19 protein-coding genes and 1 other RNA gene are annotated in these 25,787 nt (G+C 61.5%); 7 read left to right on the top strand and 13 right to left on the bottom strand.

The features are described 5' to 3' along the window. Positions 1-74: 74 nt before the first annotated feature. The 6 genes from NBH21_RS07760 to NBH21_RS07785 form a co-directional block, all read right to left on the bottom strand. On the bottom strand, positions 75-1,634 hold the full coding sequence (locus NBH21_RS07760; RefSeq protein WP_250916046.1) for a Do family serine endopeptidase: 1,560 nt from the start codon (positions 1,632-1,634) through the stop codon (positions 75-77). Positions 1,635-1,731: 97 nt separating this feature from the next. Next, positions 1,732-1,917 carry a DUF2065 domain-containing protein gene (locus tag NBH21_RS07765; protein ID WP_163899694.1) on the bottom strand — a complete coding sequence of 62 codons (186 nt, stop codon included), beginning with the start codon at positions 1,915-1,917 and terminating at the stop codon, positions 1,732-1,734. Between the two features lie 10 nt (positions 1,918-1,927). Then, complete coding sequence (gene hflC / locus NBH21_RS07770) at positions 1,928-2,848, bottom strand: protease modulator HflC (RefSeq protein WP_250916045.1); 921 nt, start codon at positions 2,846-2,848, stop codon at positions 1,928-1,930. Between the two features lie 2 nt (positions 2,849-2,850). Next, positions 2,851-3,945 carry an FtsH protease activity modulator HflK gene (gene hflK / locus NBH21_RS07775; protein ID WP_250916044.1) on the bottom strand — a complete coding sequence of 365 codons (1,095 nt, stop codon included), beginning with the start codon at positions 3,943-3,945 and terminating at the stop codon, positions 2,851-2,853. Between the two features lie 149 nt (positions 3,946-4,094). Further along, positions 4,095-4,619, bottom strand: a complete 525-nt coding sequence (locus NBH21_RS07780) for a dihydrofolate reductase (RefSeq protein ID WP_250916043.1) — start codon at positions 4,617-4,619, stop codon at positions 4,095-4,097. 32 nt (positions 4,620-4,651) lie between these two features. Continuing rightward, positions 4,652-5,446 carry a thymidylate synthase gene (locus tag NBH21_RS07785; protein ID WP_250916042.1) on the bottom strand — a complete coding sequence of 265 codons (795 nt, stop codon included), beginning with the start codon at positions 5,444-5,446 and terminating at the stop codon, positions 4,652-4,654. A 187-nt stretch (positions 5,447-5,633) separates the two neighbouring features. On the opposite strand from NBH21_RS07785, the gene ssrA reads away from it, so the two are divergent. From ssrA to NBH21_RS07805, 4 genes are all read left to right on the top strand, one after another. Further along, positions 5,634-6,003: a transfer-messenger RNA gene (gene ssrA / locus NBH21_RS07790) on the top strand. Positions 6,004-6,155: 152 nt separating this feature from the next. Further along, positions 6,156-6,665, top strand: a complete 510-nt coding sequence (locus NBH21_RS07795; RefSeq protein ID WP_250916041.1) for an SspB family protein — start codon at positions 6,156-6,158, stop codon at positions 6,663-6,665. Between the two features lie 58 nt (positions 6,666-6,723). Further along, the gene (locus NBH21_RS07800) at positions 6,724-6,915 is read left to right on the top strand and encodes a DUF4169 family protein (protein ID WP_250916040.1); all 192 of its coding nucleotides are present in this window, start codon (positions 6,724-6,726) and stop codon (positions 6,913-6,915) included. A 91-nt stretch (positions 6,916-7,006) separates the two neighbouring features. After that, positions 7,007-7,228 carry a ribbon-helix-helix domain-containing protein gene (locus NBH21_RS07805; protein ID WP_250916039.1) on the top strand — a complete coding sequence of 74 codons (222 nt, stop codon included), beginning with the start codon at positions 7,007-7,009 and terminating at the stop codon, positions 7,226-7,228. Between the two features lie 109 nt (positions 7,229-7,337). Here the strand turns inward: NBH21_RS07805 and NBH21_RS07810 are convergent, their stop codons facing one another. From NBH21_RS07810 to NBH21_RS07830, 5 genes are all read right to left on the bottom strand, one after another. Further along, entirely contained in the window at positions 7,338-11,072 is a 3,735-nt protein-coding gene (locus NBH21_RS07810) for an AsmA family protein (RefSeq protein WP_250916038.1), read from the bottom strand. A 195-nt stretch (positions 11,073-11,267) separates the two neighbouring features. Beyond that, entirely contained in the window at positions 11,268-12,677 is a 1,410-nt protein-coding gene (locus NBH21_RS07815) for an FAD-binding oxidoreductase (RefSeq protein WP_250916037.1), read from the bottom strand. A 122-nt stretch (positions 12,678-12,799) separates the two neighbouring features. Further along, positions 12,800-13,534 carry a dienelactone hydrolase family protein gene (locus NBH21_RS07820; RefSeq protein WP_250916036.1) on the bottom strand — a complete coding sequence of 245 codons (735 nt, stop codon included), beginning with the start codon at positions 13,532-13,534 and terminating at the stop codon, positions 12,800-12,802. Between the two features lie 71 nt (positions 13,535-13,605). Next, positions 13,606-16,785 carry an efflux RND transporter permease subunit gene (locus tag NBH21_RS07825; protein ID WP_250916035.1) on the bottom strand — a complete coding sequence of 1,060 codons (3,180 nt, stop codon included), beginning with the start codon at positions 16,783-16,785 and terminating at the stop codon, positions 13,606-13,608. Continuing rightward, positions 16,782-17,981 carry an efflux RND transporter periplasmic adaptor subunit gene (locus NBH21_RS07830; protein ID WP_250916034.1) on the bottom strand — a complete coding sequence of 400 codons (1,200 nt, stop codon included), beginning with the start codon at positions 17,979-17,981 and terminating at the stop codon, positions 16,782-16,784. The genes NBH21_RS07825 and NBH21_RS07830 overlap by 4 nt, the downstream gene beginning before the upstream one ends. A 293-nt stretch (positions 17,982-18,274) precedes the next feature. Here NBH21_RS07830 and add point away from each other — a divergent pair, with 293 nt between their 5' ends. Together add and NBH21_RS07840 are read left to right on the top strand one after the other, a co-directional pair. Then, positions 18,275-19,267, top strand: coding sequence for an adenosine deaminase (gene add / locus NBH21_RS07835; protein WP_250916033.1), 993 nt, complete (start codon positions 18,275-18,277; stop codon positions 19,265-19,267). A gap of 101 nt (positions 19,268-19,368) precedes the next feature. Next, on the top strand, positions 19,369-21,858 hold the full coding sequence (locus NBH21_RS07840; protein WP_250916032.1) for an ATP-dependent helicase: 2,490 nt from the start codon (positions 19,369-19,371) through the stop codon (positions 21,856-21,858). Between the two features lie 92 nt (positions 21,859-21,950). Here the strand turns inward: NBH21_RS07840 and NBH21_RS07845 are convergent, their stop codons facing one another. Both NBH21_RS07845 and NBH21_RS07850 read right to left on the bottom strand, forming a co-directional pair. Continuing rightward, the gene (locus NBH21_RS07845; protein WP_250916031.1) at positions 21,951-22,229 is read right to left on the bottom strand and encodes a DUF6074 family protein; all 279 of its coding nucleotides are present in this window, start codon (positions 22,227-22,229) and stop codon (positions 21,951-21,953) included. Between the two features lie 144 nt (positions 22,230-22,373). Then, on the bottom strand, positions 22,374-24,692 hold the full coding sequence (locus tag NBH21_RS07850) for a glucose/quinate/shikimate family membrane-bound PQQ-dependent dehydrogenase (protein ID WP_250916030.1): 2,319 nt from the start codon (positions 24,690-24,692) through the stop codon (positions 22,374-22,376). A gap of 405 nt (positions 24,693-25,097) precedes the next feature. On the opposite strand from NBH21_RS07850, the gene pncA reads away from it, so the two are divergent. Further along, positions 25,098-25,724: a bifunctional nicotinamidase/pyrazinamidase gene (gene pncA / locus NBH21_RS07855; RefSeq protein ID WP_250916029.1), complete on the top strand. Its 627-nt coding sequence runs from the start codon at positions 25,098-25,100 to the stop codon at positions 25,722-25,724. Positions 25,725-25,787 lie beyond the last annotated feature (63 nt).

Consider the following 25,787-nt stretch of genomic DNA (forward strand, 5'->3'; position numbering starts at 1 on the left):
ACACGGAGGTCGTTTTCGTTGATCAGGATTTCGCACGTGTAAAGCGCATCATTCCTTGAACTGCGAGACCAGCGCTACTCCAGTGGCACTGCGACGAGCCGGAGATTGCCCTCGCCGTCGGCCACCATCAGATGCGCGCTGCGGCGTCCCTCACCCTTGAGCGCGGCCAGCATGTCGATGACATCCTTCGGCACCTGCATGAATTCCTGAGCCACCTCGACGATCACCTGCCCGACCTTCAACCCCTTGGCCTCGGCCTGCGAACCAGGCAGAACCTTGGTGATGATGACGCCTTCGACGCTCTCCGCGATGGAATAGGTCTTCCGACCGGCATCATCGAGTGTCGCAAGTTCGACGCCGATGAGGTTTTCCATCACCGGAGCCGAGCTGTTGCCCTGTTCCTCGGGAGCTTGCTGGTCTTCCTCGATGGTGCCGTCATCTTCCGGCGCGGCCTCGCCACCGCCCTCGGGTGCTGCGTCTTCTCCACTTTCTGTCTGATCGTCCGATTTGGCCTGCTGCTCATCTTCCAGACGGCCGAGATTCACCTTTACGGTTTCCTCCTTGCCGTCACGCAGGATGACGACATCGACTTCCGCCCCGACGCGGCTCTCGGCAACGATACGCACCAGATCGCGGGTGTCGCCAACCTTCTTGCCGTCGAAGCCGACGATCACGTCGCCGACCTTGATCGGACCGTTCTCGACCGGTCCACCCTTGACGATGCCGCTGACCAGGGCGCCGCGCGCCTTGCCGACAATGCCGACACTCTCGGCCACGTCGTCGGTGACAGGCTGAATGCGAACGCCGAGCCAGCCGCGCCGTGTCTCGCCGAATTCCATGAGCTGCTTGATGACATTCTCCGCAAGCTCCGTCGGAACCGCAAAGCCGATACCGATGGAACCGCCGCTCGGCGAGATGATCGCCGTATTGATGCCGATGACTTCGCCGTTCATGTTGAACAACGGACCACCGGAATTGCCCTTGTTGATCGCGGCATCCGTCTGGATGAAGTTGTCGTAGGGTCCGGCATTGATGTTGCGGCCACTGGCCGAGATGATGCCGACGGTCACCGAACCACCAAGGCCGAAGGGGTTGCCGATCGCCATCACCCAGTCGCCGATGCGCATCTTGCGGGAATCGCCGAACTTGACCGACTTGAGCGGCGCAGGAGGCTCGACCTTCAACACCGAAAGGTCGGTCTTTGTATCCGTGCCGATCAGCTTTGCCTTGAGCTTGGAGCCATCCGGGAAGATCGCCTCGATGTCATCGGCATTCTCGATCACGTGATTGTTGGTAACGATGAAACCGCTCGGGTCGATGACGAAGCCTGAACCGAGCGAATTGACCTTGTTATTGCCGTCCTGGCTGCCGCGGTTCTTGAAGAAATCCTCGAAAAGCTCCTGGAAGGGAGACCCCTCCGGCAGCTTCGGCATCGGCGCATCACGCTCTTCCTTGACGCTCTGCGAGGTGGAGATGTTAACCACCGCGTCCAGCAGGCCCGAGGCGAGATCCGCAACCGATTCGGGTCCCTGGGCTCGCACGGGATATGGCGCGACGACACTGCCGACGGCAAGGGCTGCCCCGACCAGGAATGCTGGAAGGAGGGAATGGCGCTTGCGGGCGTCGATGGTCATGAGGCTTCCTCTGCGGTTCGGAAATCGCTTTTTGGCGACAGCATAAGGCGGAATGATGAAAGGTTAAATCAATTTCAGGCGAGACCTCACCGCTCCGTCATCCGCGAAGCAGCCATACGAGAGCGACGCCAAAGGCAATCGCGACAAGACCGGAAAGACGCAACTGCCCTTCAGGAATGTCAGGCAACAGCTTCGCCATCCTGACAAGCAAACGAGGGGCTAGTGCATAGACCAGCCCCTCGATGATGAGAAAGAACGCCACGCCTGTCAGAAAATCCGACATGGCGCCCCTATCAGTTGTTGGCAGCTGCCGGCGCGGCAGGCGCGGCTGCAGCAGGACCCGAGGCTCCGTTGAAATAACGGAAGAATTCGGAATCCGGCGAAAGGACCATCGTCGTGCCGTTGCCACCCAACGCCCCGTTATAAGCGCGCATCGAACGGTAGAACTCGAAGAAGTCCGGATCGCGCGAGAAGGCTTCCGCGAATACGCGGTTACGCTCGGCATCGCCCTCGCCTCGCAGCACTTCCGAATCACGCTGGGCTTCCGCCTGGAGTTCGACGACCTGACGGTCGGCGATTGCGCGGCGACGCTGGCCTTCTTCATTACCACGGGCACGGATGAGTTCGGCTTCCGCCAGACGTTCGGCCTTCATGCGATCGAAGGTCTGCTGGGAGACTTCCTGTGTCAGGTCGGTACGACGGATGCGAACGTCCTCGATGGTGATACCGAGCGATTCGGCGTCTGCCCGAAGGTCGTCGCGAACCTCCTGCATCATCGAAGCACGGGCGTCGGACAGAGCGGATTCGAAACCCCTCAGACCATAAACCCGGCGCAGCGATGCATCGAGACGGGTTGTAAGACGGGTTTCGGCAGCGTCGCGGTCGCCCGAAACGGTTTCGCGGAAGCGGCGTGCATCGGTGATCTTGTAGACCACGAAGGCATCCACCTCGTAGAATTTACCGCCCGAAACCTGAACGCGGATGTTGTCGAGATCGAAGCGAAGCGCCTGATCTTCCACGTACTGGACACGGTCGGCATCGGCAAACGCGAAGGGCAGCTTGAAGTAGAGACCCGGGTCCTTGTAGACGGCCTGGATCTGACCGAAACGGACCACGATTGCCTGCTGACGTTCGTTGACGACGAACACCGACGAGTAGATGAGCAGCAGAACGGCGGCAAGGCCGATCAAGATAGCGACAAGGCGATTGGACATGATCAATTGCCTCCCTGCTGCGTCTGGCCCTGGCCCATGCGATTGAGCTCGTTGAGCGGCAGATAGGGCACGACGCCCTGCTTCTCGTCGATGATGACCTTGTTGGAGTTCTTCAGAACCTGCTCCATGGTTTCAAGATAGAGGCGCTTGCGAGTAACGTCGGGCGCCTTGCTGTATTCCTCGTGGATGTCGACGAAGCGCTGGGCTTCACCCTCGGCTTCCTTGACGACACGGTCCTTGTAGGCGGCCGCTTCTTCACGGATCTGCGCGGCCTGACCGCGAGCCTGACCAAGCTGCTGGTTGGCATACTTGTTGGCTTCCTCGACGAAACGGTCTTCGTCCTGTTCGGCACGCTGCACTTCATCGAAGGCGTCGGCCACTTCGCGCGGCGGGGCCGCATCTTCGATCGCAACGGCATTGATCGAAATGCCTGCGCCGTAGCTATCCATGGTGCCCTGGATGATCGCCTTCACGTCCGCTGCAATCTGCTGACGCGCATCGCGGAAGATGTCCTGCGCCGGACGACGGCCGACGATTTCGCGCATGGCGCTTTCGGCAACCTGCTGCAGCGTCTGCGGCGGGCTTTCGATATTGAAGAGATAGGCCTTGGGATCGCTCACTGTGAAGAGAACCGAGAACTGCACGTTCACGATGTTCTGATCGCCCGAAAGCATCAGACCGGCGCTCGAAGACGAAGAGGCCTTCGCGCCGATGTTCTGCTGTTGCTCGGTGACCTTGACGATCTCGACGGTTTCGAGCGGCCAAAGATGGAAATGCAGGCCAGGCATGGAAATCTCTTCCTGCGGCTTACCGAAGCGCAGTTCGACACCGCGCTCGTCCGGCTGCACCGTATAAATGGCCTGCATGGCCCAGAATGCGCCGAGCACGAGAAGCAGAACGACCACTACGCCGCCGTTGAAACCTCCCGGCACGATGTTCTTCAGCCTGTCCTGCCCGCGACGGATGAGATCCTCAAGGTCGGGCGGCGTATTGCCACCGCCGCCGCGCGGCCGGTTCGGCCCCTGCCCCCAGGGTCCCTGATTGTTACCGCCGCCGCCGCCCCATGGGCCGCCGCCGTTCTGATTGCTCCAGGGCATCAATACCTCTTTGTTTGCAAGTGCTCCCATCATCCCAGCCGCCGGCACTCGCGGGCCGCGGACGGAACGCTCGTCCCGTTATAGGTATCGGGCCGAGGCCTTTCAACGGAAAGTACCTAACTTCTTCTGCCGTTAGGGAAAATAATGCGTTATGCCGCAGGACGACGCCGGTAGGTGGTGTATCGCGTCGGATAATTATCCTTCTCGCCGGCGGGAACCAGCGTTTCCTGCACTTTTTCGAACACCGCCGGATCTATCTCCGGGAATACGGTATCGCCCTCGATCGCAGCTTCGACATGGGTGACATGCAGCACACCGGCGAGCGGCAGTGCCTGCCGGTAGATCTCACCACCGCCGGCGACGCAGACCTCGTCAACACCCGTCTCGACCGCGATTTCCTTAGACCGCTCAATGGCTTCGTCCAGACTACGAACAGTCTCGACGCCAGCGACATCTATCGCTGCCCCGCGGCTTACGATGACATGCGGGCGCCCCGGCAGCGGTTTGCCGCCCACGGATTCGAAGGTCTTGCGCCCCATGACCAGCGGCTTGCCGAGAGTGAGCGCCTTGAAGCGCTTGAGGTCGGTCGACAGCTTCCATGGCATATCGCCGTTGCGGCCGATCACGTTGTTGGACGCCATCGCGACCACGATCACAATTTCGGGATTGGACATTTTCTGTCTTTCGTGAATGCCCGTCCGGGGTGTCAGACGGCGATCGGCGCCTTGATGCTTGCATCAGCCTCGTAGCCTTCGAGGCTGAAATCCTCGAAACGGAACGAGAAGATGTCGCGCACTTCCGGATTGATCTTCATTCTCGGCAAAGCCTTCGGCGTACGGGCAAGCTGCTGTTTCGCCTGCTCGAAATGGTTCGCGTAAAGATGCGCGTCGCCGAGCGTATGCACGAAATCGCCGGGCTCGAGATCCGTCACCTGCGCCACCATCATCGTCAGCAACGCATAGGAAGCGATGTTGAAGGGCACGCCGAGGAAGATATCGGCGGAACGCTGGTAGAGCTGGCAGGAGAGCCTGCCATCCGCCACATAGAACTGGAACAGGCAGTGGCAGGGCGGCAGCGCCATCTCGTCCACTTCGGCCGGGTTCCAGGCGGAAACGATATGCCGGCGCGAATTGGGGTTCTTGCGGATGCCTTCCACCAGATTGGCGATCTGGTCGATATGGCCGCCGTCGCCGGTCGGCCAGGAACGCCACTGCGCGCCGTAGACAGGACCGAGATTGCCGTTCTCGTCGGCCCATTCGTCCCAGATGGAAACTCCGTGCTCATGCAGATAGGCGATATTGGTCTCGCCCTTCAGGAACCACAGCAGTTCGTGAATGATCGAACGAAGATGCAGCTTCTTGGTCGTGAGAACCGGAAAGCCCTCACCGAGGTCGTAGCGCATCTGATAGCCGAAAACCGAACGCGTGCCTGTGCCGGTCCGGTCGCCACGATCCGTGCCGTTGTCCATCACATGCTGCAGGAGATCCAGATACTGCTTCATTGTTCCGTCTTCGACTCGAGAGGAGGACATCGCAATTTAGTGCGACCACACGAGGGAACCAAGGCGGGGCACGATAAATTACGCCGATCATTGCATTTAGCGCGCTCGGTCAGCCGGACCAAGGTGCTGGCAGCAGTTTCCCCCGATTATCGCGGCGGCAGAAACAACCGCCGAAAGCAGCGACGCCCCCCTTTTCAATGCAGCAGGAAACACCTATATCACTCCTGCCGGCTTTCGGGTCGGCTATGGCGATAAACGGTCGGTGTAATAAACCTATTGGACCCGGGGGCGGTACCCGGCGCCTCCACCAAAAACCGGTCGGTCCGTGATGACCGGCTTTTGATGGGGGCGAAATAGGATCGACAAGGGCGTAAAGATCGAACTTTTGCTCGGCATGATACCGCCGTTATCGGGTCACAAGTGTAGTTGCAAACGACAACAACGCTAAGGGTTATGCTCTCGCTGCCTAATGGCGGTGCGGGAAACCCACTCTAAAGCCCTCTAGGTTAGCCCCTTGAGGCGGGGTCCGAAGGCACCTGGCAACAGAAGCCTTCACCTAACTCTTTTCCCTCATTCTTCCTCGCCTACCCCCTTCCGCCAAAATCATGTACTATCGCCTGATATGACTCGTCACCGGGGGCTTTCCCGCTGTCCGGCGCCATGGCATATAGCCGTGGAAAGACGTCACAGGAAAGAAAGACAGGACCATATGGCGCAGGACCATATTCGCTACGACATTCTGGCTCAGGACGCGCTGCGCGGTGTCATCCGCAAGGTTTTGACGGAGGTCGCAGCCACCGGCCGTCTGCCAGGTGACCACCACTTCTTCATCACCTTCCTGACCGGCGCGCCGGGCGTGCGCATTTCCCAGCACCTGAAGGCCAAGTACGCCGAGCAGATGACCATCGTCATCCAGCACCAGTTCTGGGACCTGAAGGTGACCGACAGCCTGTTCGAGATCGGCCTGTCCTTCTCCGACACGCCGGAAAAGCTGGTCATCCCCTTCAACGCGATTCGCGGCTTCTATGACCCCTCGGTGAACTTCGAACTCGAATTCGATGTGCCGCTCGCAGAAGAAGACGAGGAAGGTGCAGAGATCACCGCTTATCCAGTCTCCGCCGCCGCCGCCGAACACACGGAAGAAACGGCTGAGAAGCCGGCCGAAGAGAAGAAGGAAGGTTCCGTCGTTTCTCTCGACGCATTCCGCAAGAAGCAGTGACCTGTGATCAGGGGCGCCTCAAAAGAGGTGCCCTCTTGCCCCCGCCGGAACATCAAAGATGAGCGCAGACGTCGTCAATCTCCGCCAGTTCAGGAAGACCAAGGTCCGCTCCGAAAAGGAAGCAAAGGCCGAACAGAACCGTATCACCTTCGGTCGCACCAAGGTCGAGAAGCAGTTGACCCACGCGCTCAACAAGAAGGCCGAAAAGACCCTCGACCAGGGACGGCTTGAACATCCGAAGCCTGAGTGACGCGTCTCACAGCAAGCTCTTCCGCTTCAGGCACTTACCACCATTTCCGGAATCACTTTGTGAAAGACCTTTCCACCGGGATGAGGCAATCGTGATCCGTAAGCATTCAATCACCTTGCGAGGCCATCGCACCAGCTTCTCACTCGAAAACCCGTTCATGGATGAGTTGAGAGCGATAGCCGACGAGCGCAACCTGCCGCTCGCGGCCCTCATCACGGAGCTCGACGAGAACCGCGACCCGACGGCCAATCTCTCTTCGGCGCTTAGGCTCTATGTTCTGAATTGGCTGAAGGCAAAGGCTCAAAAGACCTGAGCTATCCCGCGTCCATAACGCCCGTTCGCCACAGATCGACCGCAGCAGGCGAAGGAAAAAACGGATGAACGGCTCCGCATTCATCCCGATGGACTACCCAAGCACACGCTCAATTGACGCCCGGCAGGCTCTCGAACTGTAGCGGCTTGGCCGGCGGAAGACTATCGCGCGTTACTTTCTCGTCGGGCGAAACCGGCATCTCCGGGGTGGTGAACGTCCCATCGCCGAGCGGCTGCCCCGTCGGGGTGGAAGCACCTTCGGTAGCCGCCTGTGCCGCTCGCCGCGCGGCTTCTTCCGCAGCCAGCCTTTCGGCCTCCGCCTTCTGACGTGCCTCCTCGGCAGCTCTCGCCCGCTCGGCCTCCGCCTTCTGACGCTCATCTTCCCGATAGCGATGAAGGACGACCTCACGCCTCAGCCGCTGTTTCTCCAGCACGTTTGACTGCAGCGCCTCCACCCTGCGACGCTCCCGCTCGAAGGCGCGAAGCGACAGGAAATTCGTCAGATCGCCAACATCGAGTTGCCGCGCAGGTGCGCCGATCTCGCCGGCATAGGCAAGCCGGATACCCGGTTCAGCACCGGCCAGCGCATCGTCACCGGCATCGAACGCGATATGGACGGTACCGTCCATGGTTCCGTCGATAACATTCAGGCGGGCTTCACCATCCAGCTTTGCCGATTGGCTCTCCAGCGTCACGTTCTGGATGCGCATGACGCCGCCGGTCATGTTGAACGGCACCACGACGTTCTGGAATAGACCCGGCCCGGCATCGATCAGCCCTGCCGCGATAGCCTTCACCTTGTCTTCCGTGATGTCGCCCTTGATGCCACCAGCCGCCTCCAGAACCTGCGGCAGGAGCCCAAGGTTGAGCTTCGACACGGTCAGCGCGCCAACCTTCAGGGAACCGGAACCGTTGGTCGAACCGAGCAATTCAGACACCGTCTTGCCGCTCCCTTCCGCGACGAGGTCGAAATCGAACCGCCCGGTTGCTGCGGCCTGACCACCCTCTTGCTGTGCCGGCAGGGCATCAGCGAGATCACCTCCCGCAAGTGTGATGCGGCTCTGATAAAGCCCCGTCCCGTCGGCGTTGGCGACCATCAGCCGGCCCGTAAGCGTTCCGCCAAGCCAGCCTCCCGTAACATCGTCGAGGATGAGTTCGCCACCCGAGCGGCGCAGCTTTGCAGACAGGCCGATTACAGGGTCGATGATGCCGGATGAGAAGTTGCCAACCTCCAGCGCAATGTCGAGATCGGGTTCACTGACTCGCGCCGGCAGCGCCTCTTGCGAAAGCTTGCCCGTTGCGGGATCGCTGACGGGTCCGAGGACCGTCTCGGCAAGCCATGCAAGATCAGCCCGACCGGCCTTGAGCTGTCCCTCGATCTTCGGCTGGCCCGACAGGTCGAGGGACAGATCTCCGCTCAATGCATTTCCGTCCAGCGTCGCTTCGATCCGGTCGAACAAGGCCTTCCGGTCGGCCAGCTTGACGTCGGCAGAAAACTGCGTGGGCAATCCGCCACCGACCGCCGGCATCGCAACGCCTGCAGACATCAGGAATGGCTCCAGATCGTCGCTCGTGACCGAAACCTTTCCGGCTCCCGCCAGAAAATCCGCAATATCGAGAGAAACCTGCCCGCTCGCCGTCGCTTCCGTGCCGGCGGAGGTGAACCTCAGCGCAACGTCCGCGGCTTCTCCACCTTGATCGCTGACATCCAGTGAGAGACGGCCCGCAACGCCGGTACCGGTCGGCAATGGATCAAGCCCCGCCTGACCAAGCAAAATCTGCGTTTCCGGGTTTTCGAGCGTCGCATTCATTTTCAGCGCTGCGGTGCCCGTGAAGTCGGCGATGTCATCGACGGCATAATCAGCGGTGATGGTGCTGCCATTGGCCGTACCGCTGAATTTTGCGGTCAGACCGCTGCCGCCGGCATCCCCCAGCGATACGGCCGCCTGCATGTTTGCATCCGCATACCAGGGCGCGCTCTTCACCAGCCAGGCAAGTGCCGGATGCGGCGGAAGCTGGGCCGCAGCCATCGTCAGGAATGGCGTGGGATCGGCGGACTGAAACGCGATTTGCGCCTTGCCGGTGTAATCGAGCAACGAGCCGCTCGCGGATCCGCTGGCACGAATCGAAGCGCCGGCCACGTCGCCTATATTCAGCCGCTCGACCGAAACGCTGCCGCTGTCAAGCGTGAAGATGGTGTCGACCTCATGGCTCTCGACACCGTAAGCGACAAGTTTGCCGACCTTCATGCGCGTGGCAATCCGCTGGGCGAACACGCCGTTGTCTAGGTCGTCGCCGACGATCAGTGCACCGAGCGCCCGCGCCGCATCGAGATCGATTTCGTTGCCGGAGAGATCGACCGACAGTGTTGCCGGCTGACCGTTGACCGACTGCCGCTCCAGACGACCGTTGAGATGCGCCTCGCCGATGGCGAGTTCCAGTTTCTCGAAACGTTGGATATCCGGCGTCAGGTTGACGGCCGCGGAAAAACCGGCCGACTTCAGTTGCCGGATCGCAGGATCGACGACGCCGGATACCCATGAAGCCAGTCCCGACGGCTGTGTCGAAGCCACAAGCAGGTCGCCGCTGAACGAAGGCGATCCGATCAGCGTGAGCTTGCCCCTCGCTTCGACCTGCGTGCGGCCGGGCAGAACCGCAGCCGCGCGTTCAACGGTCCAGCCGGTGCCTGCAGGGCGAATATCGATCTGGATGTCACGCAGCACCGTATCGCCGGCCACGATTGCCGGCAGTTTCAGATTTGCTCGTCCCGGCACGGTCGGTACCGGAATCTCCGCCGCCATGGCGATCAAGAGATTGAGGCGCTGGCGCACGGACCCGGCGGCATTGCGCCCCGTCTTGCCCTGCCCGCCGTCATTCGCCAACCTGTTGACGTCGACCTGCTGACCCTCCGCCGTTAGCAGGAACTCCGGCTTTGCTCCGGTGTCGAGTTTCGCCTCGCCGGTGATGACGTAGGGATTGTCTGCCTCCGCCAGCTCAAGCCGGTACGCAGGAACGACAATACGCTCATTGGTAAGCTCGAACTCCCCCTTGGCCCGTGGTGCGGGCACCGGCTTGCGGTCGTTGGGCACCTTCTCCACATAGGCATCCCGCCACTGACCCTGGAAACGCCCCTTGTAGATCGGCTTGCCTTCAGCGAGCGAAAGGTCGCCCTCTAGGTCCAGACTGAATGGTCGGTTGCCGGGATCGAGCCTCAACTTGAGTGGAATTGCCCCGGTCGCCGGATTGGGCTGCTGGCTGGCAAGATGGAATCCACCAGCTTCGCCATCAACCACGGCCGTACCGTCTGCGGTCCACGGACCGGCAAGGGACGCCGCAGTCATCTCGGCGTCGAGCCCGCTCACCTTTCGCGTCCGGCCGGATTGCTGGTCGATGAATTCGATCTCGCCGCCGGTGACGTGCACCTTTTCGAGCACGACCGTCCGGGCCGGAATTTCCGCGCTGGAGCCGCGCAGCCAGTCGAGCGTACCATCGGCCAGCAACCGGATACGCGCCTTCGGCTCCTCGATTCGCATGTCGAAAATGCGCGCCTCGCCGGAAAGGAAGGGAGCAAGTTCCGCATCGAGCGAGAAGCGCGAGACGGTAACGAGCGGCGCGCCTTCGCTGTCGGGACCGACTGTCACGTCGTGCAGGGTGACCGAAGGAAAAGGCAGAAGGCGGGCATTGACCTCGCCATGCACGGTCACCTTCTTGCCGAGGATACGGCTGGCCTGATCCTCGAAATCCTTGCGGAAATCGGTCCAGTCCACGAACATCGGCCCGAGCAGCGCCGCAAACAACGCCACGACCAATAGTCCGCCGAGGAAAACCAGTAAGCGTCCGATCACGACCTGCCCACTCCACTCACATTCGCGGCCACCTTAAAGCGCGTCGCGATCTTTCAGATTCGCTTCTTACGCTTCACGTCCTCATTTTATCGCATGTCGTTGCCGCAAAACCGCTCAACACTTTTGCGCGACATGCTCTGGTTTCGCGGCAAGACTACCCGTATTTTGCCCTGCGGCAACTGCAAGGATTGGCTTTTACAGCCGGAAGATCTTGCCGGGATTGAAGATATTGTCCGGATCGAGGCTCTTCTTGATCGATCGCATGACCGGCAGCGCCGAGGGCAGTTCCTGCTCCAGATAGCTCATCTTGCCCTGCCCCACGCCGTGCTCGCCGGTGCAGGTGCCACCCATGGCGAGCGCACGCGCGTTGAGACGGGCCATGAAGGCCTCGCTGCGCGCGAGATCTTCCGGGTCCTTGTCGTTGAACAGCATCAGCACATGGAAATTGCCGTCGCCGGCGTGCCCGACAATCGGCGCCAGAAGACCCGTTTCGCGAATGTCGGCCTGGGTCTCGGCCACGCATTCAGCAAGCCGCGAGATCGGCACGCAGACATCGGTCGAAAGGCCGTTCAGTTCCGGAGCCAGAGCCCGACCCGCCCAATAAGCGTTGTGACGAGCCTTCCAGAGCTGTGCCCGTTCCTCGGCATTGGTGGTGTACTGGAATTCATCCGAACCAAATTCCGCGGCGATTTCCCGGAACTGCCCGGCCTGCATCTCGACCGTCTCTTCTGTGCCATGGAATTCAAGGAAGAGCGTCGGCTTTTCCGGATAGGAGAGCTTCGAATAGGCGTTGACCGCCTTCATCTGCATTTCGTCCAGCAATTCGATACGGGCGACCGGAATGCCCATCTGGATCGTCATGACGACGGCATCGCAGGCGGCCTTTAGGCTTGGAAAGGCACAGACGCCACCGCTGATCTTGGCGGGAATGCCCTGCAGCTTCAGCGTGATGGAGGTGATGATGCCGAGCGTGCCTTCCGCTCCGACGAAAAGCCGGGTCAGGTCATAGCCGGCGGAAGATTTCCGCGCCCGCTGCGCCGTCCTGATTTCCTCGCCATTTGCGGTGACGACGGTCAGCGCCAGCACATTCTCCTTCATCGTGCCGTAGCGTACGGCGTTGGTGCCGGAGGCGCGCGTCGACGCCATGCCGCCGAGAGAGGCATTCGCGCCCGGATCGATCGGGAAGAAAAGGCCGGTGTCGCGCAGATAGGTATTCAGATCCTCGCGAGTGACACCGGGTTCGACCGTGCAGTCGAGATCTTCCGGGTTCACTTCGATCACCCGGTTCATCCGACTGAAATCGACCGAGATGCCCCCGCTCGGCGCATTCACATGACCTTCCAGCGAAGAGCCGGTGCCGAACGGGATCATCGGAACTTTGTGGGCGGCGCAAGTTCGGACCACCGTCTTCACTTCCTCGGAATTTTCCACGAAGACGACGCCATCAGGCAGTTGCGAAGGCAGATAGGTGGTGGTGTGGCTATGCTGCTCACGGAAAGACTGGCCGGTATGGAATCGCTCGCCGAACTCCTGCTTCAGGATGCCGAGAACCTTGGCGATCCCCTCCTCGTTGCGCGCACCCGGCACCACATCCTTCATCACCATGACTGCATCTCCTGCACATTCCACGGCCGGTTCGAAGCCGGTCTTGAGGCGGCAGCTATGGGACAGCGGCGGGGCTTTGTCCAGTGCAGGAGCAGGTCCGCACAGTCGGTCACGAACTGAAATCAGTCCGCCTTAAGCGTTTCCGAAAGAAGCGTGGTGAGCCGCCGCCAATGGCGCTCTGCACCGTTAACCGAGTAAACGCTGTGATCGGGAACACACCAGCCGTGGGCCATGCCGACATAGTTTTCCAGCGCGAAATCGACTTCCGCCCGGCGAAAGGCATCGACGAACCGGTTCGACTGTTCCGGCGAGAAAGAACCATCCAAGCCAGCCGTGCCGACATAGACCCGCGCCCGCATCCTGTCCGCCAGCAGATGCGGACTATCGGGCGCTTCGCTTGCGAGATTGCCGCCATGGAAGCTCGCGGCAGCGACGATATCGTCGGGATAGGTTCCCGCCGCCGTCAGGGCACGACTGCCTCCCATGCAATAGCCCACGACCGCGATCGGGCCAGTTGCGCCGGCCTGCCTCAGGGCAGCAAGGAAAAAGCCGGTGTCCTCCGCGGTCATCGCCTGCGTCGTGCCGCCGATCATCGACCGCAGCTGCGTTGCGGTTTCCGGAGTACTGAACGCGGTCGCAGCATCGAACGGTCCATAGGTTCCGAAGCGATAGAATAAGTCAGGCACCAGCACGGCATACCCCTCATCCGCAAGGCGCTCCGCCATGCCGAAAAGCGCCGCCCGCGGACCGAAGGCGTCCATGTAGAGAATGACGCCAGCAGTCGCTCCGGCATCGCCAAACAGATGGGCAGAAGCAATGCCGTCGGATGTCGCTACCTCGATTTGCCGTTGCGTCAAGATATTCTCCCCTGGCAAATTTCAAGACTATTCAGGTCCCGGGAAGCACCTCCGGCGCTTCGGTAATCATATCACTCGCCTGCCTCGACCGAGGCGGCAAAAGCCATTTCCCGCTGCAGCCGCTCCTCTTCATGGGCATGCGGCTTGGCGAAGCGGGCAAGCGCCAGATAGGCGACCGGCGTCACGAACAACGTCACCACCGTTGCAAGGCCGAGACCACCGACGATAACCCAGCCGAGTGCGATGCGGGCTTCCGCACCAGCGCCATGGGCGAAGACCAGCGGCACGCCGCCGAGAATGGTGGCGATCATCGTCATCATCACCGGCCGCAGGCGCATGTTGGCGGCATTCTCGATCGCCTCACGCACATCCTGCCCGCGGTCACGCAACTGGTTGGCGAATTCCACGATCAGGATGCCGTTCTTCGCCATGATGCCAACCAGCATGACCAGACCGATCTGGCTGTAGACGTTGAGGCTGGTGCCGGTGAATAGCAGGGCGAAAACGGCGCAGGCAAGCCCCAGCGGCACCGTCGCCATGATGATCACCGATGACAGCACGCTTTCGAACTGCGCGGCCAGCACCAGGAAGATGATGACGATGGCAAAACCGAAGGTGATGCCCATGCCGCCGGTATTTTCGCTGAGGGTCGCAGCCTCTGCCAGCGGCAGGATACGCGCGCCGGGCGGCAGCAGCGGTCCTGCAATGGTCTGCGCCTTTTCAAGCGCCGACCCCAGCGAAAGCCCCGGTCCGAGACCCGCCGTGATCTGCACCGCGGCAAGCTGCTGTTCCCGCTGGAGGCTCGGCGCGACGGCCTTTTCCTGCAGCTTTGCGATGACGGACATCGGCACGATCTTGCCGTCGCCGGTCTTGAGGAAGATGTTCTCGAGGTCTGTCGGATCGTCGATCGGACGCGTGGTCGAGGTGAGCTTCACCGGATAGGATTCGCCGTCGATATAGACATCGCCGATGGAACGCCCATCGAGCAGCGATTGCAGCGCCTGGGCGAGCCCGGTGATGTTGATACCGAGATCTGCGGCACGCTCGCGGTCAATGCTCACGCCGAGCTGGGCCTGGCTGATGTCGTTGGTCAGGCGCGGATTGTCGAAGCTGCCGTCGGCCTCAAGCGCGGCAACCACCTTGATCGCCGCCACCGTCAGCTGCTCGTGGTTCGAACCGACAAGCGCGAATTGCAGACCGCTGCCGCCGCCGCGGATTCTCAGGCTGTTCGGCTGCTGAGCAAAGGCGTTGACACCGGGAATGCCCGCGGTCGCCTTGTTGATGTCGCGCACGATGGTGTCCTGGCTGCGCTCCCGCTCGCTCCAGGGCGCAAGCGTCAAAACCATGAAACCGCTATTGGTATTGCTGCCGAAACCCGAGATCGAGAACAGGTTGGCAATTTCGCCATCGTCGCGGAGCGGCTTCAGCGCCTCCTCGATCCGGCGCATCTGGTCCTGCATGTAATCGAGGCTGACACCTTGCGGCGCCGTCACGCGCAAGGTCACCGTCGAGCGGTCCTCGCGCGGCGTCAATTCGTTGGTAATCAGGGAAAAGTCTCCGAAGGCCGCACCGGAAAAGATCACCGCGACCACGAACACCACCATCGGCGCGTTGAGGCAAGCCCGCAGCGCCACCCGGTAGAAGGCCGAAAACGCATCGCCGAACCGTCCAAGCAAACCCTTCCCGTGATGGATAGCATGCGAGGTCAGCATGCGCGAGGCGAGCATGGGGCAGAGCGTGAGCGCCACGATGGATGACAGCGTCACCGAGAAGGCGAGCACGAAACCGAATTCGCGAAACAGGCCACCCACCTGCCCCGGCAGGAAGGAAAGCGGCACGAAGACCGCTGCAAGCGTCGCAGTCGTGGCGATGACGGCGAAGAAAACTTCCCGCGTGCCGAGCACTGCCGCCGCCCGGGGACCAAGGCCCTGCGCCCGCCGCCGCACGATGTTTTCCAGAACCACGATGGCGTCATCGACCACGAGGCCGGTTGCCAGAACGATCGCCAGCAGCGTCAGGATGTTGATCGAGAACCCGACCAGATAAACCGCCGCCAGCGTGCCGATCAGCGACACCGGCATGGTGATCGCCGGAATGAGCGTCGCGCGCCAGTCGCGCAGGAAGAGATAGATGATGCCGATGACGATCACAGCCGCGAGCACCAGCGCGTTCACGACTTCGTCGATAGACCCGCGGATGAACACCGCGTCATCACTGGTGATGCGGATCTGCGTGCCCTCCGGCAGATCCTTCTGCATCGCCTCAACAGCGGTCTTGATCCCGTTCGAAATACTGAGCGTGTTCGATTTCGCCTGACGGATCACGCCGAGGCCGATGCCGGCCTTGCCGTTCGAACGCAGCGCGGTGCTGCGCAGGTCCGGGCCGAAGGTAATGGTCGCGACGTCGCCGAGCCGCACCTTGTCCTGAACGATCAGATTGGCGAAATCCTGGGGCGTCCGGAGGTCCGCGGTCGCGCGCACCACGATGTCCTGCGTCGAACTGGTGATCGAACCGGCCGGAACGTCGAAGGCGATATCGGAAAGCGCGCTTGCCAGCGAAGCGATGGTCAGCCCCCGGCTTGCGAGTGCCGACTGGTCGACATCCACCCGGAAGATCTTCTCCTGTTCGCCGTAAAGCTCGATATCGGCAACGCCTTCGACCGAGGCCAGCCGGTCGGAAATCTCGTTGTCGACCAGAAGGGTCAGATCCTCGATGTTCATCCGGTCCGAGGTGACGGCGAGTCGCATGACCGGATCGGAATCCGAGTCAGCCTTGACAATGCGCGGCTCGTCGGCGTCATCAGGCAGGCTGTAGGTCACGCGGGCGATGGCATCGCGCACGTCGCTGGCGGCGACATTAAGGTCGGTGGTATCGGTGAATTCAAGCGTGACGCGGCTGTTGCCGAAGGAGGATGCGGACGAAAGCGCCTTCAGGCCCGCGACACGCGCCACGGCCCCTTCGATGACGGTCGTCACCTGCTGGTCGACGGTCTGTGGAGACGCGCCGTCGAACGTGGTTCTGACCGTAATGACCGGCCGGTCGACATCCGGCAGTTCACGCACTTCGATCCCGTAGAAGGCGGCGAGGCCCGCAACGACCATCAGGGCATTGAGAACCGCCGCAAAAATCGGACGTCGGATGAAAAGCGCGGTAAAGCCGGCCTGCACATCCGGGGCGGCCTTGGGCTCGTGCTCCTCCGCCAGCTTCTCAGCTTCAGGCGTGACCGTTGTATCATTCGTCGCTTCGCTCATCGGCTCGCCACCGGTTTCTCGCCGTTATCGGGTTTCGAGGCTCCGGCTTCGTCACCCACGATCTGCACTGTACGCCCGACCCTGACGCGCTGGACGCCTTCGGTCACAACCCGGTCGCCATCGGCAAGGGCGGCTTCCACCAATACGGCATCGGGATTGCGCTGCACGATCCGCACGGGAACCCGCTCGGCCTTGCTGTTCGTGACCCGCCAGACAAAGGAGCCCTCGCTGTCCCACTGGACGGATAGCGGATCCACGGCCGGGTATCGTTCGCCCGCAAAGGTCATCGCGACGGTGAAGGCCATGCCGGCCCTGAGATCGTCATTGTCGTTGCCGATGCGCGCCCTGACCCTGAGCGTACGGCTCGCTTCGTCGATCCGGTTGTCCACCGCCTCGACGCTGCCGTCATAGACACTGCCCGGCCGCGCCACCGCCTTGGCATTCACCGGCTGCCCGACCTTGACGATCGGGGCGAAACGTTCGGGCACCCAGTAATCGACCAGCAGCTCGGAACGGTCGTCCACCGTCGCGATTGCGGTCGACGTGGTGACATTGTCGCCCACATTCACCGTCACTATACCCGCGATGCCGTCGATCGGCGCCACGATGTCGCGGCGCTTCAGTTCGAGTTCGGCAGAGGCGAGCGCAAGCTTCGCCGTTTCCAGCGCGATGTCCGCGTCGAAGGCATCGATGCGCGATACGCTGGATTTGAGATTGGTGTAGAGCTGAGATTTCTCGGTCGCGCTCTTGAGAGCCACCTGTGCCTGATCGCGGGCGATACGCTGTTCCTCGTTCTCCAGCCGCGCGATCAGCTGTCCCTTGGTGACCTTGTCACCGGACTTCACGTGGATCTCGAGAAGCGTTCCGGCCACCTGCGGCATGACGGTTACCGACTGGATGGCGTCGCCCGTGCCGATGGCGGAAAGCCTGTCGTTGACGAGCCCAATCTTCACGTTCTGCACAACGACGGATGGCGCGGCGTTGCCATTGCGATTACCGCCCTGCCCGCCACCGTTACCGCTGCCCTTACCCTCGGTGGCTTTCGATGCCTCGCCGGGGCCGATCATGGCGATGACAGACTGGGGCACGCCCGCCCGCGCCAGAAGCGCGCCGGCGCCGGGCACGAGCCATATCCACCCCAGGAGACAGAGCGCGATCGCCACAACACTCAGCAGCAACTGCTTCCAAAACGCCATCGGGGACTCCAGTCTTGATGACGACAGCCGGTTTCGGCTGGGCTGTCGCGAAATTGCCGCGCGTTACGGGGCCGGCTTGCGCCGCAATATTTCCCCGTCGGCCCGCTTCGGCAAGTCAAGAAACGGTACATTACCAAAATGTCATCCGCAGGGCGCTATCCCCCTCCTTGACAATTGCTGCACTGCGACAAACCTTCAGGATACGCCGACATTATCGGCGGCAGCCATCGCCATTGTGTAACCGGGTCGTCAAAATGCTTTCATTGGATGATTTTCTTGCCCGCATACCGAAAATGGAACTGCATCTTCATCTCGAAGGATCCATCCGCCCCCAGACCGCCGTCGATCTCGCCGCCAAGAATGGCGTGACGCTGCCGCCCTTCAAAAAGGCCGAGGAACTCTACCACTACGACAACCTCAAGGACTTCCTGGCGATCTATACCGCCGTTTCCGACAGCGTGGTTTCAGCGGATGATTACCGGCGCATCACCTACGAGATGCTGGAAAACTGCGCTGCCCATAACGCCCGCTACGTAGAATTCTTTTTCTCCCCGCAGGTGCACTTCCCCCATGGCGTCGGCTTCGACACACAGATGGACGGCATCACGGCCGGCATGGCGGAGGCGGAAGCGGATTTCGGCATCGTCAGCGTGTGCGCTCCGGGGATCAACCGAGAACTCGGCCCCGATGCGGGCGAAGAGTTCCTCGACATGGTCCTCGCGCGGCGTGACGAAAAGCTCGTCGGCATCGGCCTCGATTTCAACGAAGCCCCCTTCCCTCCGGAACCCTACGCCGCTCTTTTCGACCGGGCTCGTTCCGCCGGCCTGAAGGTGACCGCCCATGCCGGTGAGACAGGACCTGCGGATTTCATCCGCGGCTCGCTCGACGCCCTCAAGGTTCGCCGCATCGACCACGGCTATCACGTGGTCAACGATCCCGAACTGATGGCCCGCTGCCGCGACGAAGACATCCTCTTCACCGTCTGCCCTTCGACCAGCGCCATCACCTCTCCCTGGCATGATCTGACGAGCCCCGATCATGCCATCCGCCGGATGAAGGAGTTCGGCCTGAAGGTCATGCTCAACAGCGACGATCCGCCGATGTTCTTCACCGATCTCGGCGCGGAATACCGCAAGGCAGCGCACTTCCTCGGCTTTTCCCCGAGCGATATCCGCGCAAGCGTGATGAACGCCATCGACGGAAGCTGGCTGGACGAGCCGACCCGGAAACTCTGGAAAGCCGAGTGGAGCCTCGAGATCGACGCGCTGATGGCCGATCTGGAATAGGCCGTCTCATCCACCTATTGGGCGGCCGGTCACAGTGGTGTCGGAATGAAAGGAGAACGTCTTGACTCGCCTTTCCATCCCGAATCACTACATTGAGCCGCATGAGTAACGGTTTCGACGACATTCCCTTCTTCGATGAGGAGCCCGCGCCGCGCAAGCCGGCAGGCGGCGCACCCTCCGGTTCAGCTCCGGCAGCCGGCGGCCTCGGCATCGCCGCGCGCGCCATGGCCGCCCGCGATCAGACCCGTAACACGGACTATCTCGCCGGCCTCAATCCGGAGCAGCGCGAAGCGGTCGAAACCACCGACGGTCCCGTTCTGGTGCTCGCCGGCGCCGGCACCGGCAAGACCCGCGTGCTCACCACCCGTATCGCCCATATCCTCGCGACCGGCCGCGCCTTTCCCTCCCAGATCCTTGCCGTAACCTTCACCAACAAGGCCGCGCGCGAGATGAAGGAGCGCATCGGCCTGCTGGTCGGCGGCGCCGTGGAAGGCATGCCCTGGCTCGGCACCTTCCACTCGATCGGCGTCAAGCTGCTTCGCCGCCATGCCGAGCTTGTCGGTCTCAATTCCGATTTCACCATCCTCGACACTGACGACGTGGTGCGCCTGATCAAGCAGTTGATCCAGGCGGAAGGCATAGACGACAAGCGCTGGCCGGCCAAGCAATTCGCCGCCATGATCGACGGCTGGAAGAACAAGGCACTGGACCCCTCGCAGATCCCGGAAGGCGACGCCCGGGCCTTCGCCAACGGCAAGGGTCGAGAACTCTACGCCGCCTACCAGAACCGCCTGAAATCGCTGAACGCCTGCGATTTCGGCGACCTGCTGCTGCACCCGATCCGCATGTTCCGTATGAACCCGGATGTGCTGAAGGACTATCACCAGAAATTCCGCTACATCCTCGTCGATGAGTATCAGGACACCAACACAGCGCAGTACATGTGGCTGCGCCTGCTGGCGCAACGCCCGCAGGGGGTTCCGCAGAACGTCTGCTGCGTCGGCGACGATGACCAGTCGATCTACGGCTGGCGCGGTGCGGAAGTAGACAACATCCTGCGCTTCGAGAAGGATTTTCCCGGCGCCAAGGTCATCAAGCTGGAACGCAACTACCGCTCGACCGAGCACATTCTCGGCGCAGCCGGCCACCTGATCGCCCACAACGAAGGCCGTCTCGGCAAGACGCTATTCACCGACCGGCGGGAACCCGACGATGAAAAGGTCGTCGTCCATGCCGCGTGGGATAGCGAAGAGGAAGCCCGCGCCGTCGGCGAGGTAATCGAACAGCTTCAGCGCGGTGATGGTGACGGTAAGAAGCACAACCTCAACGACATGGCGATCCTTGTCCGTGCCTCCTTCCAGATGCGCGAGTTCGAAGATCGCTTCGTGACGCTGGGTCTGAACTACCGGGTTGTCGGTGGTCCGCGCTTCTACGAGCGCCTCGAAATCCGCGACGCCATGGCCTATTTCCGGCTCGTCTGCCAGCCTGCCGACGACCTCGCCTTCGAGCGCATCGTCAACACGCCGAAGCGCGGCCTTGGCGACACGACGATCCGCACGCTGCACGATTATGCCCGCGCTCGCGACATCCCCATGCTCGCCGCAGCCGGCGATCTCATCGAGACGGACGAACTGAAGCCGAAGGCCCGAAAGGCGCTTTTCGACGTGATTCAGATGTTCAGAAGATGGCAGGAACTGCTTGAAACGACTCCACATACCGAGCTCGCCGAACAGATCCTGGAAGAGTCCGGCTATACCGATATGTGGAAAAACGACAAGTCGGCGGAAGCCCCCGGACGCCTCGAAAACCTGAAAGAACTCATCCGCTCGATGGAAGCCTTCGAATCGATGCGCGGCTTCCTTGAACATGTTTCGCTGGTCATGGATGCCGAACAGAACGAGGACATGGATGCCGTGTCGATCATGACGCTGCATTCGGCCAAGGGTCTCGAATTCGATACCGTCTTCCTGCCCGGCTGGGAGGAAGGCCTATTCCCCCACCAGCGCGCACTCGACGAAGGCGGACGCGCAGGCCTGGAGGAAGAACGCCGCCTCGCCTATGTGGGCATCACGCGCGCCAAGCGCCGCTGCCACATCTGGTTCGTATCGAACCGGCGTATCCACGGCCTCTGGCAATCGACCATGCCGTCACGCTTCCTCGATGAGTTGCCGGTCACCCATGTCGAGGTCGCCCAGACGGAACAGTCCTATGGCGGCTACGGTCGCGGCGGCTATGGTCAGTCGCGCTTCGACAAGGCCGAGCCCTTCCAGAACAGCTATTCCACTCCGGGCTGGAAGCGGGCACAGCAGAACAAGACCGACGCCACCCGCGACAACTGGGGCAGCCGCTCCGGCCATGCCGTCGAGCGCATCGGTTACGGTGAGAGCGGTCCCCGCGCCCGCACCATCGACGGCGAACTGGTGGCAAAATCGGTGGCCGATACACCGTCGAAATTCGTGGTCGGTGACCGCGTGTTCCATATCAAGTTCGGCAACGGCAACGTGGCGGCAATCGAGGGCAACAAGCTGACGATCAATTTCGACCGCGCCGGCGAAAAACGCGTGCTCGACGGCTTCGTCGAGAAGGTTTGAGACACATATCTTCTGATTACGGAAACGAAAATAGCCGCGAGATGCGGCTATTTTTCTTTGAAGACATCGTTCGGGGAAATGTCGTCGGCGTGTCAGCCGCGAGCTTCTTCGCCACGGTGAAGCCACATCAATTCGGCCTGCACAGCGGCCTGAAAATCCATGATTTCCAAGCGCATTTCCTCTTCCGGGCATCCCAGAGCGAGCAGTTCGTCACCAAGCGAGCGGCAGACGGAACGCCAGTAGTTGACCGCATGATGGCCGTTCAACCGGTCGAGTTCCACGGCAGACCGGCGAATCAGATCGCGGCGACCGGTCAGGGGAAAGAAGGCGATGGATGGGGCAGTCTGGCCGTTGGCGGCGAAATCACTCATACGAAGCATCCTTACGTTACGATATGTGTGTAAGGTCCACATGGTTAACGTTCGGTTTCTCCCTCAGTTTTCATGGGTTAAACAGCACTCCCCGGGCATTCGCGCCCGGGGAGAACGGCTCCTCGCTTTTTCCGCAAAGGTGGATCAAGGCAAGGTGAAGGCCATGACATAGCCGCCCGGCTTGGTGCCGACCGATCCATGGCCACCGGCGACCATCACGACATACTGCTTGCCGTCGTCGAGAGCATAGGTCATCGGCGTCGCCTGCCCGCCCGCCGGCAGACGTGCCTTCCACAGTTCGTGGCCCGTGGTCAGGTCATAGGCCCTGAGGTAGTTATCGACCGCCGCACCAAGGAACGCGACGCCGCCCTTGGTGATCATCGGCCCACCGATGCCGGGCACACCGACCTTGAAGGGCAGCGGCAATGGCGTCATGTCCATGACGGTGCCGTTCCGGTGCTTGTAGGCGATCTGGCCAGTCCGGAGATCGACACCCGCGACATAACCCCATGGCGGCGCCTGGCAGGGAATGCCAAGCGGCGAGAGGAACGGCCCCATGTAGACGCCGTAAGGTGCGCCGTCATTACGGTTCAGCCCTTGCTCCGACCCCTTCTCGTCCTGCCCGCGCGGAGGAACTTCGGCGCGTGGCACCAGTCGCGAGGTAAACGCGAGATAGGTCGGCATGCCGAACATCACCTGCCGTTCCGGATCGACCGCGACCGAACCCCAGTTGAAGGTGCCGAAATTGCCGGGATAGACCAATGTGCCCTGCAGCGACGGCGGCGTGTACTGCCCCTCGTATTTCAGCTTGTGGAATGCGATGCGGCACGCCATCTGGTCTATCAGCGTCACGCCCCACATGTTCTTTTCTTCCAGCTTTGGCGGACGGAAGCTCAGGGCCGAAAGCGGCTGCGTCGGCGAGGAGAAGTCGCCTTCCACCGCACCGCCCGGCGCTGGCTGTTCGCTGACCGGAATGATCGGCTCGCCGGTTCGCCGGTCGAGAACATAGAGATCACCCTGCTTGGTCGGCCCGACGAGCGCCGGCACCGGCGTACCGTCAGGCCGCGTGATGTCGAGCAGTACCGGCTGGGCAGGAACATCCATGTCCCAGAGATCGTGATGAACTGTCTGGCGCACCCAGCGGTCTACTCCGGTCTTGATGTCCAGCGCGACGATGGACGAGGAGTATTTTTCCACATTCTCGCTGCGGCCGATGCCGATCTGGTCCGGCACCTGATTGCCAAGCGGGATATAGATGAGGCCAAGCTGTTCATCGACCGAGAAGACCGACCAGCTGTTCGGGGAATTGGCCGTATAGGTTTCTCCCGGACCAATCGGCTGGGTGCTGCCCGGATTTCCGCTGTCCCAGTTCCAGATCAATGCCCCGGTATTCACGTCGTAGGCGCGGATGACGCCGGATTGCTCCTTCGTCGAATAATTGTCATTCACGGCCCCACCGATGATGATCTTTCCATCCGCTATCGCCGGCGGCGACGTGGAGTAGTAGTAACCGGCGGGATTGTACGGCATGCCGGTTTCGAGGTGCAGGACACCGCTTTCGGCAAAGCTCGTGCATATCTTGCCGCTCTCGGCATCGAGCGCGATCAGACGCGCATCCGAGGTCGGCAGATAGACGCGGGTGACGCATTCTGCTCCGGCAGTCGCAGCCGGATCGGCATAATAGGTTACGCCGCGGCAGGTCTGATGCTGCCGGTCTGGGTTCAACCCGACATTCGGATCGTATTTCCAGACTTCCTTGCCAGTGGCCGCATCGAGCGCGATTGCCCAGTTATGCGGCGTGCAGAGATAGAGGCGGTTGCCGATCTTCAACGGCGTCACCTGATAGGTGGTTTCACCGATATCTCCCGGCTGTTTCACGTCGCCGGTCTGGTAGGTCCATGCAACCTTCAGATCTTTCACGTTTTCCGTGGTGATCTGCGCCAACGGCGAGTAGCGCTGCCCAAAAGGCGTGCGTCCGTATTGATGCCATTCGGCATCGGCCACCTCGCCGCCATAGGCCGGCGTCTGGACCACGGCCTCGGTTGGCAGGTTACCCTCCTTGTCCAGCGGGTCGATGGCAAGCGAATAACCGGCGACGACCAGCGCAATCAACACCGGAATACCAACCGGCCAGAGCGGAGCATCGCCACCGTTCAGCCGTCGGCTAACGGCAGGCAGGAGAAGCAGGAAGGCGAGCAGGATGACCAGTCCTCCCCGCGTCCCGAGCTGCCACCAGTCGAAGCCTACCTCCAGAATGGCCCAGCCGAGCGTGGCGAGGATGAAGAGCCCGTAAAGCCACAACGCCGCCTTGCGGCGCAGGAGAAGCAGGATTGCGGTGAGGATAAAGACGATTCCGGCCTCAAGATAGAAGGGGCTGCCGGACAAGGCGACCAGCTCGACGCCGCCGATCGCCAGCACGAGCCCGATTGCGCCGAACAGGACGGCGGTGAGGACAATGATCATGTCGCTTCCAATTCGTTATGAAAATAAACCTGACGCTGCGAGTGCAAACGCTCGCCACGGCGCAAACACGACAGTCATGCTTTTGTTCCATCAGGACTGATATTTGTCAAATTGCCGGAAACGGCGCGGCGCCGTGCAAACACGAAAAGAGCTATCCGCACGCCTCTGTGGGTTGAGCGTGCAAGGTGAAATCCACTGATCCAAGAGCATGCCGCATCCGGCGGAGTGCCATGACAGCAAGTCTCTCGGTCCAGTGGCATCCACCAACGAAGTAGAATGTCCTGATGTACGCCACGGAACGGGACCGGCGCATCGTGAAAGACGGAGGACAACACCCCGCCTGCCCTTGATCCCGCCGCCACCGCTTGCCATCTTGCGGCGCATATAGACAAGAAGGGAACGACAATGACCAAGGCTCTGCTGCTGATCGACATCCAGAATGGTTTCTGCCCCGGTGGGAACCTGCCGGTGGCGGATGGTGACAAGGTGGTGCCCGTTGCCAATGCCTTGATGGCGAGCGGCCGCTACACGCTGATCGTCGCCTCCCAGGACTGGCACCCGGCCAATCACGGCAGCTTTGCCTCGCAGCATCCCGGCAAGACGCCCTTCGAATTGGGCGAGCTTTCCGGCCAGCCGCAGATGATGTGGCCGGATCACTGCGTGCAGGGCACCAGCGACGCCGAGTTCCATCCCGACCTCGATACCTCCGCCATCGATTACGTTCAGCGCAAGGGTCAGGACCCGGCCGTCGACAGCTATTCCGCATTTCGCGACAACGACCGCTCGGCGCTGACCGGCCTCCACAGCTATCTTCAGGAAAACGGCGTCAGCGAAGTCGACATCATGGGCCTCGCCACGGATTACTGCGTCAAGTTTTCCGTGCTTGACGCCCTGGACATGCTGCCTGATGTCACCGTGCGTTTCATCGAGGACGGGTCCCGCGGCATAGACCCCGAGGGCGTGAAGGCAGCCATCGCCGAGATGAAGGCCAGCGGCGCCGAGATCGTAAGCAGCGCTGATATAATCGTTTGAGAAAACCCTCCAACCGATTCCGCACATTGCCTTTTCACAGGAACGGCGCTAGTGCAGCGCGTC

The sequence above is a fragment of the Ciceribacter sichuanensis genome, from assembly GCF_024055605.1.
GTDB classification, from domain to species: domain Bacteria; phylum Pseudomonadota; class Alphaproteobacteria; order Rhizobiales; family Rhizobiaceae; genus Allorhizobium; species Allorhizobium sichuanense.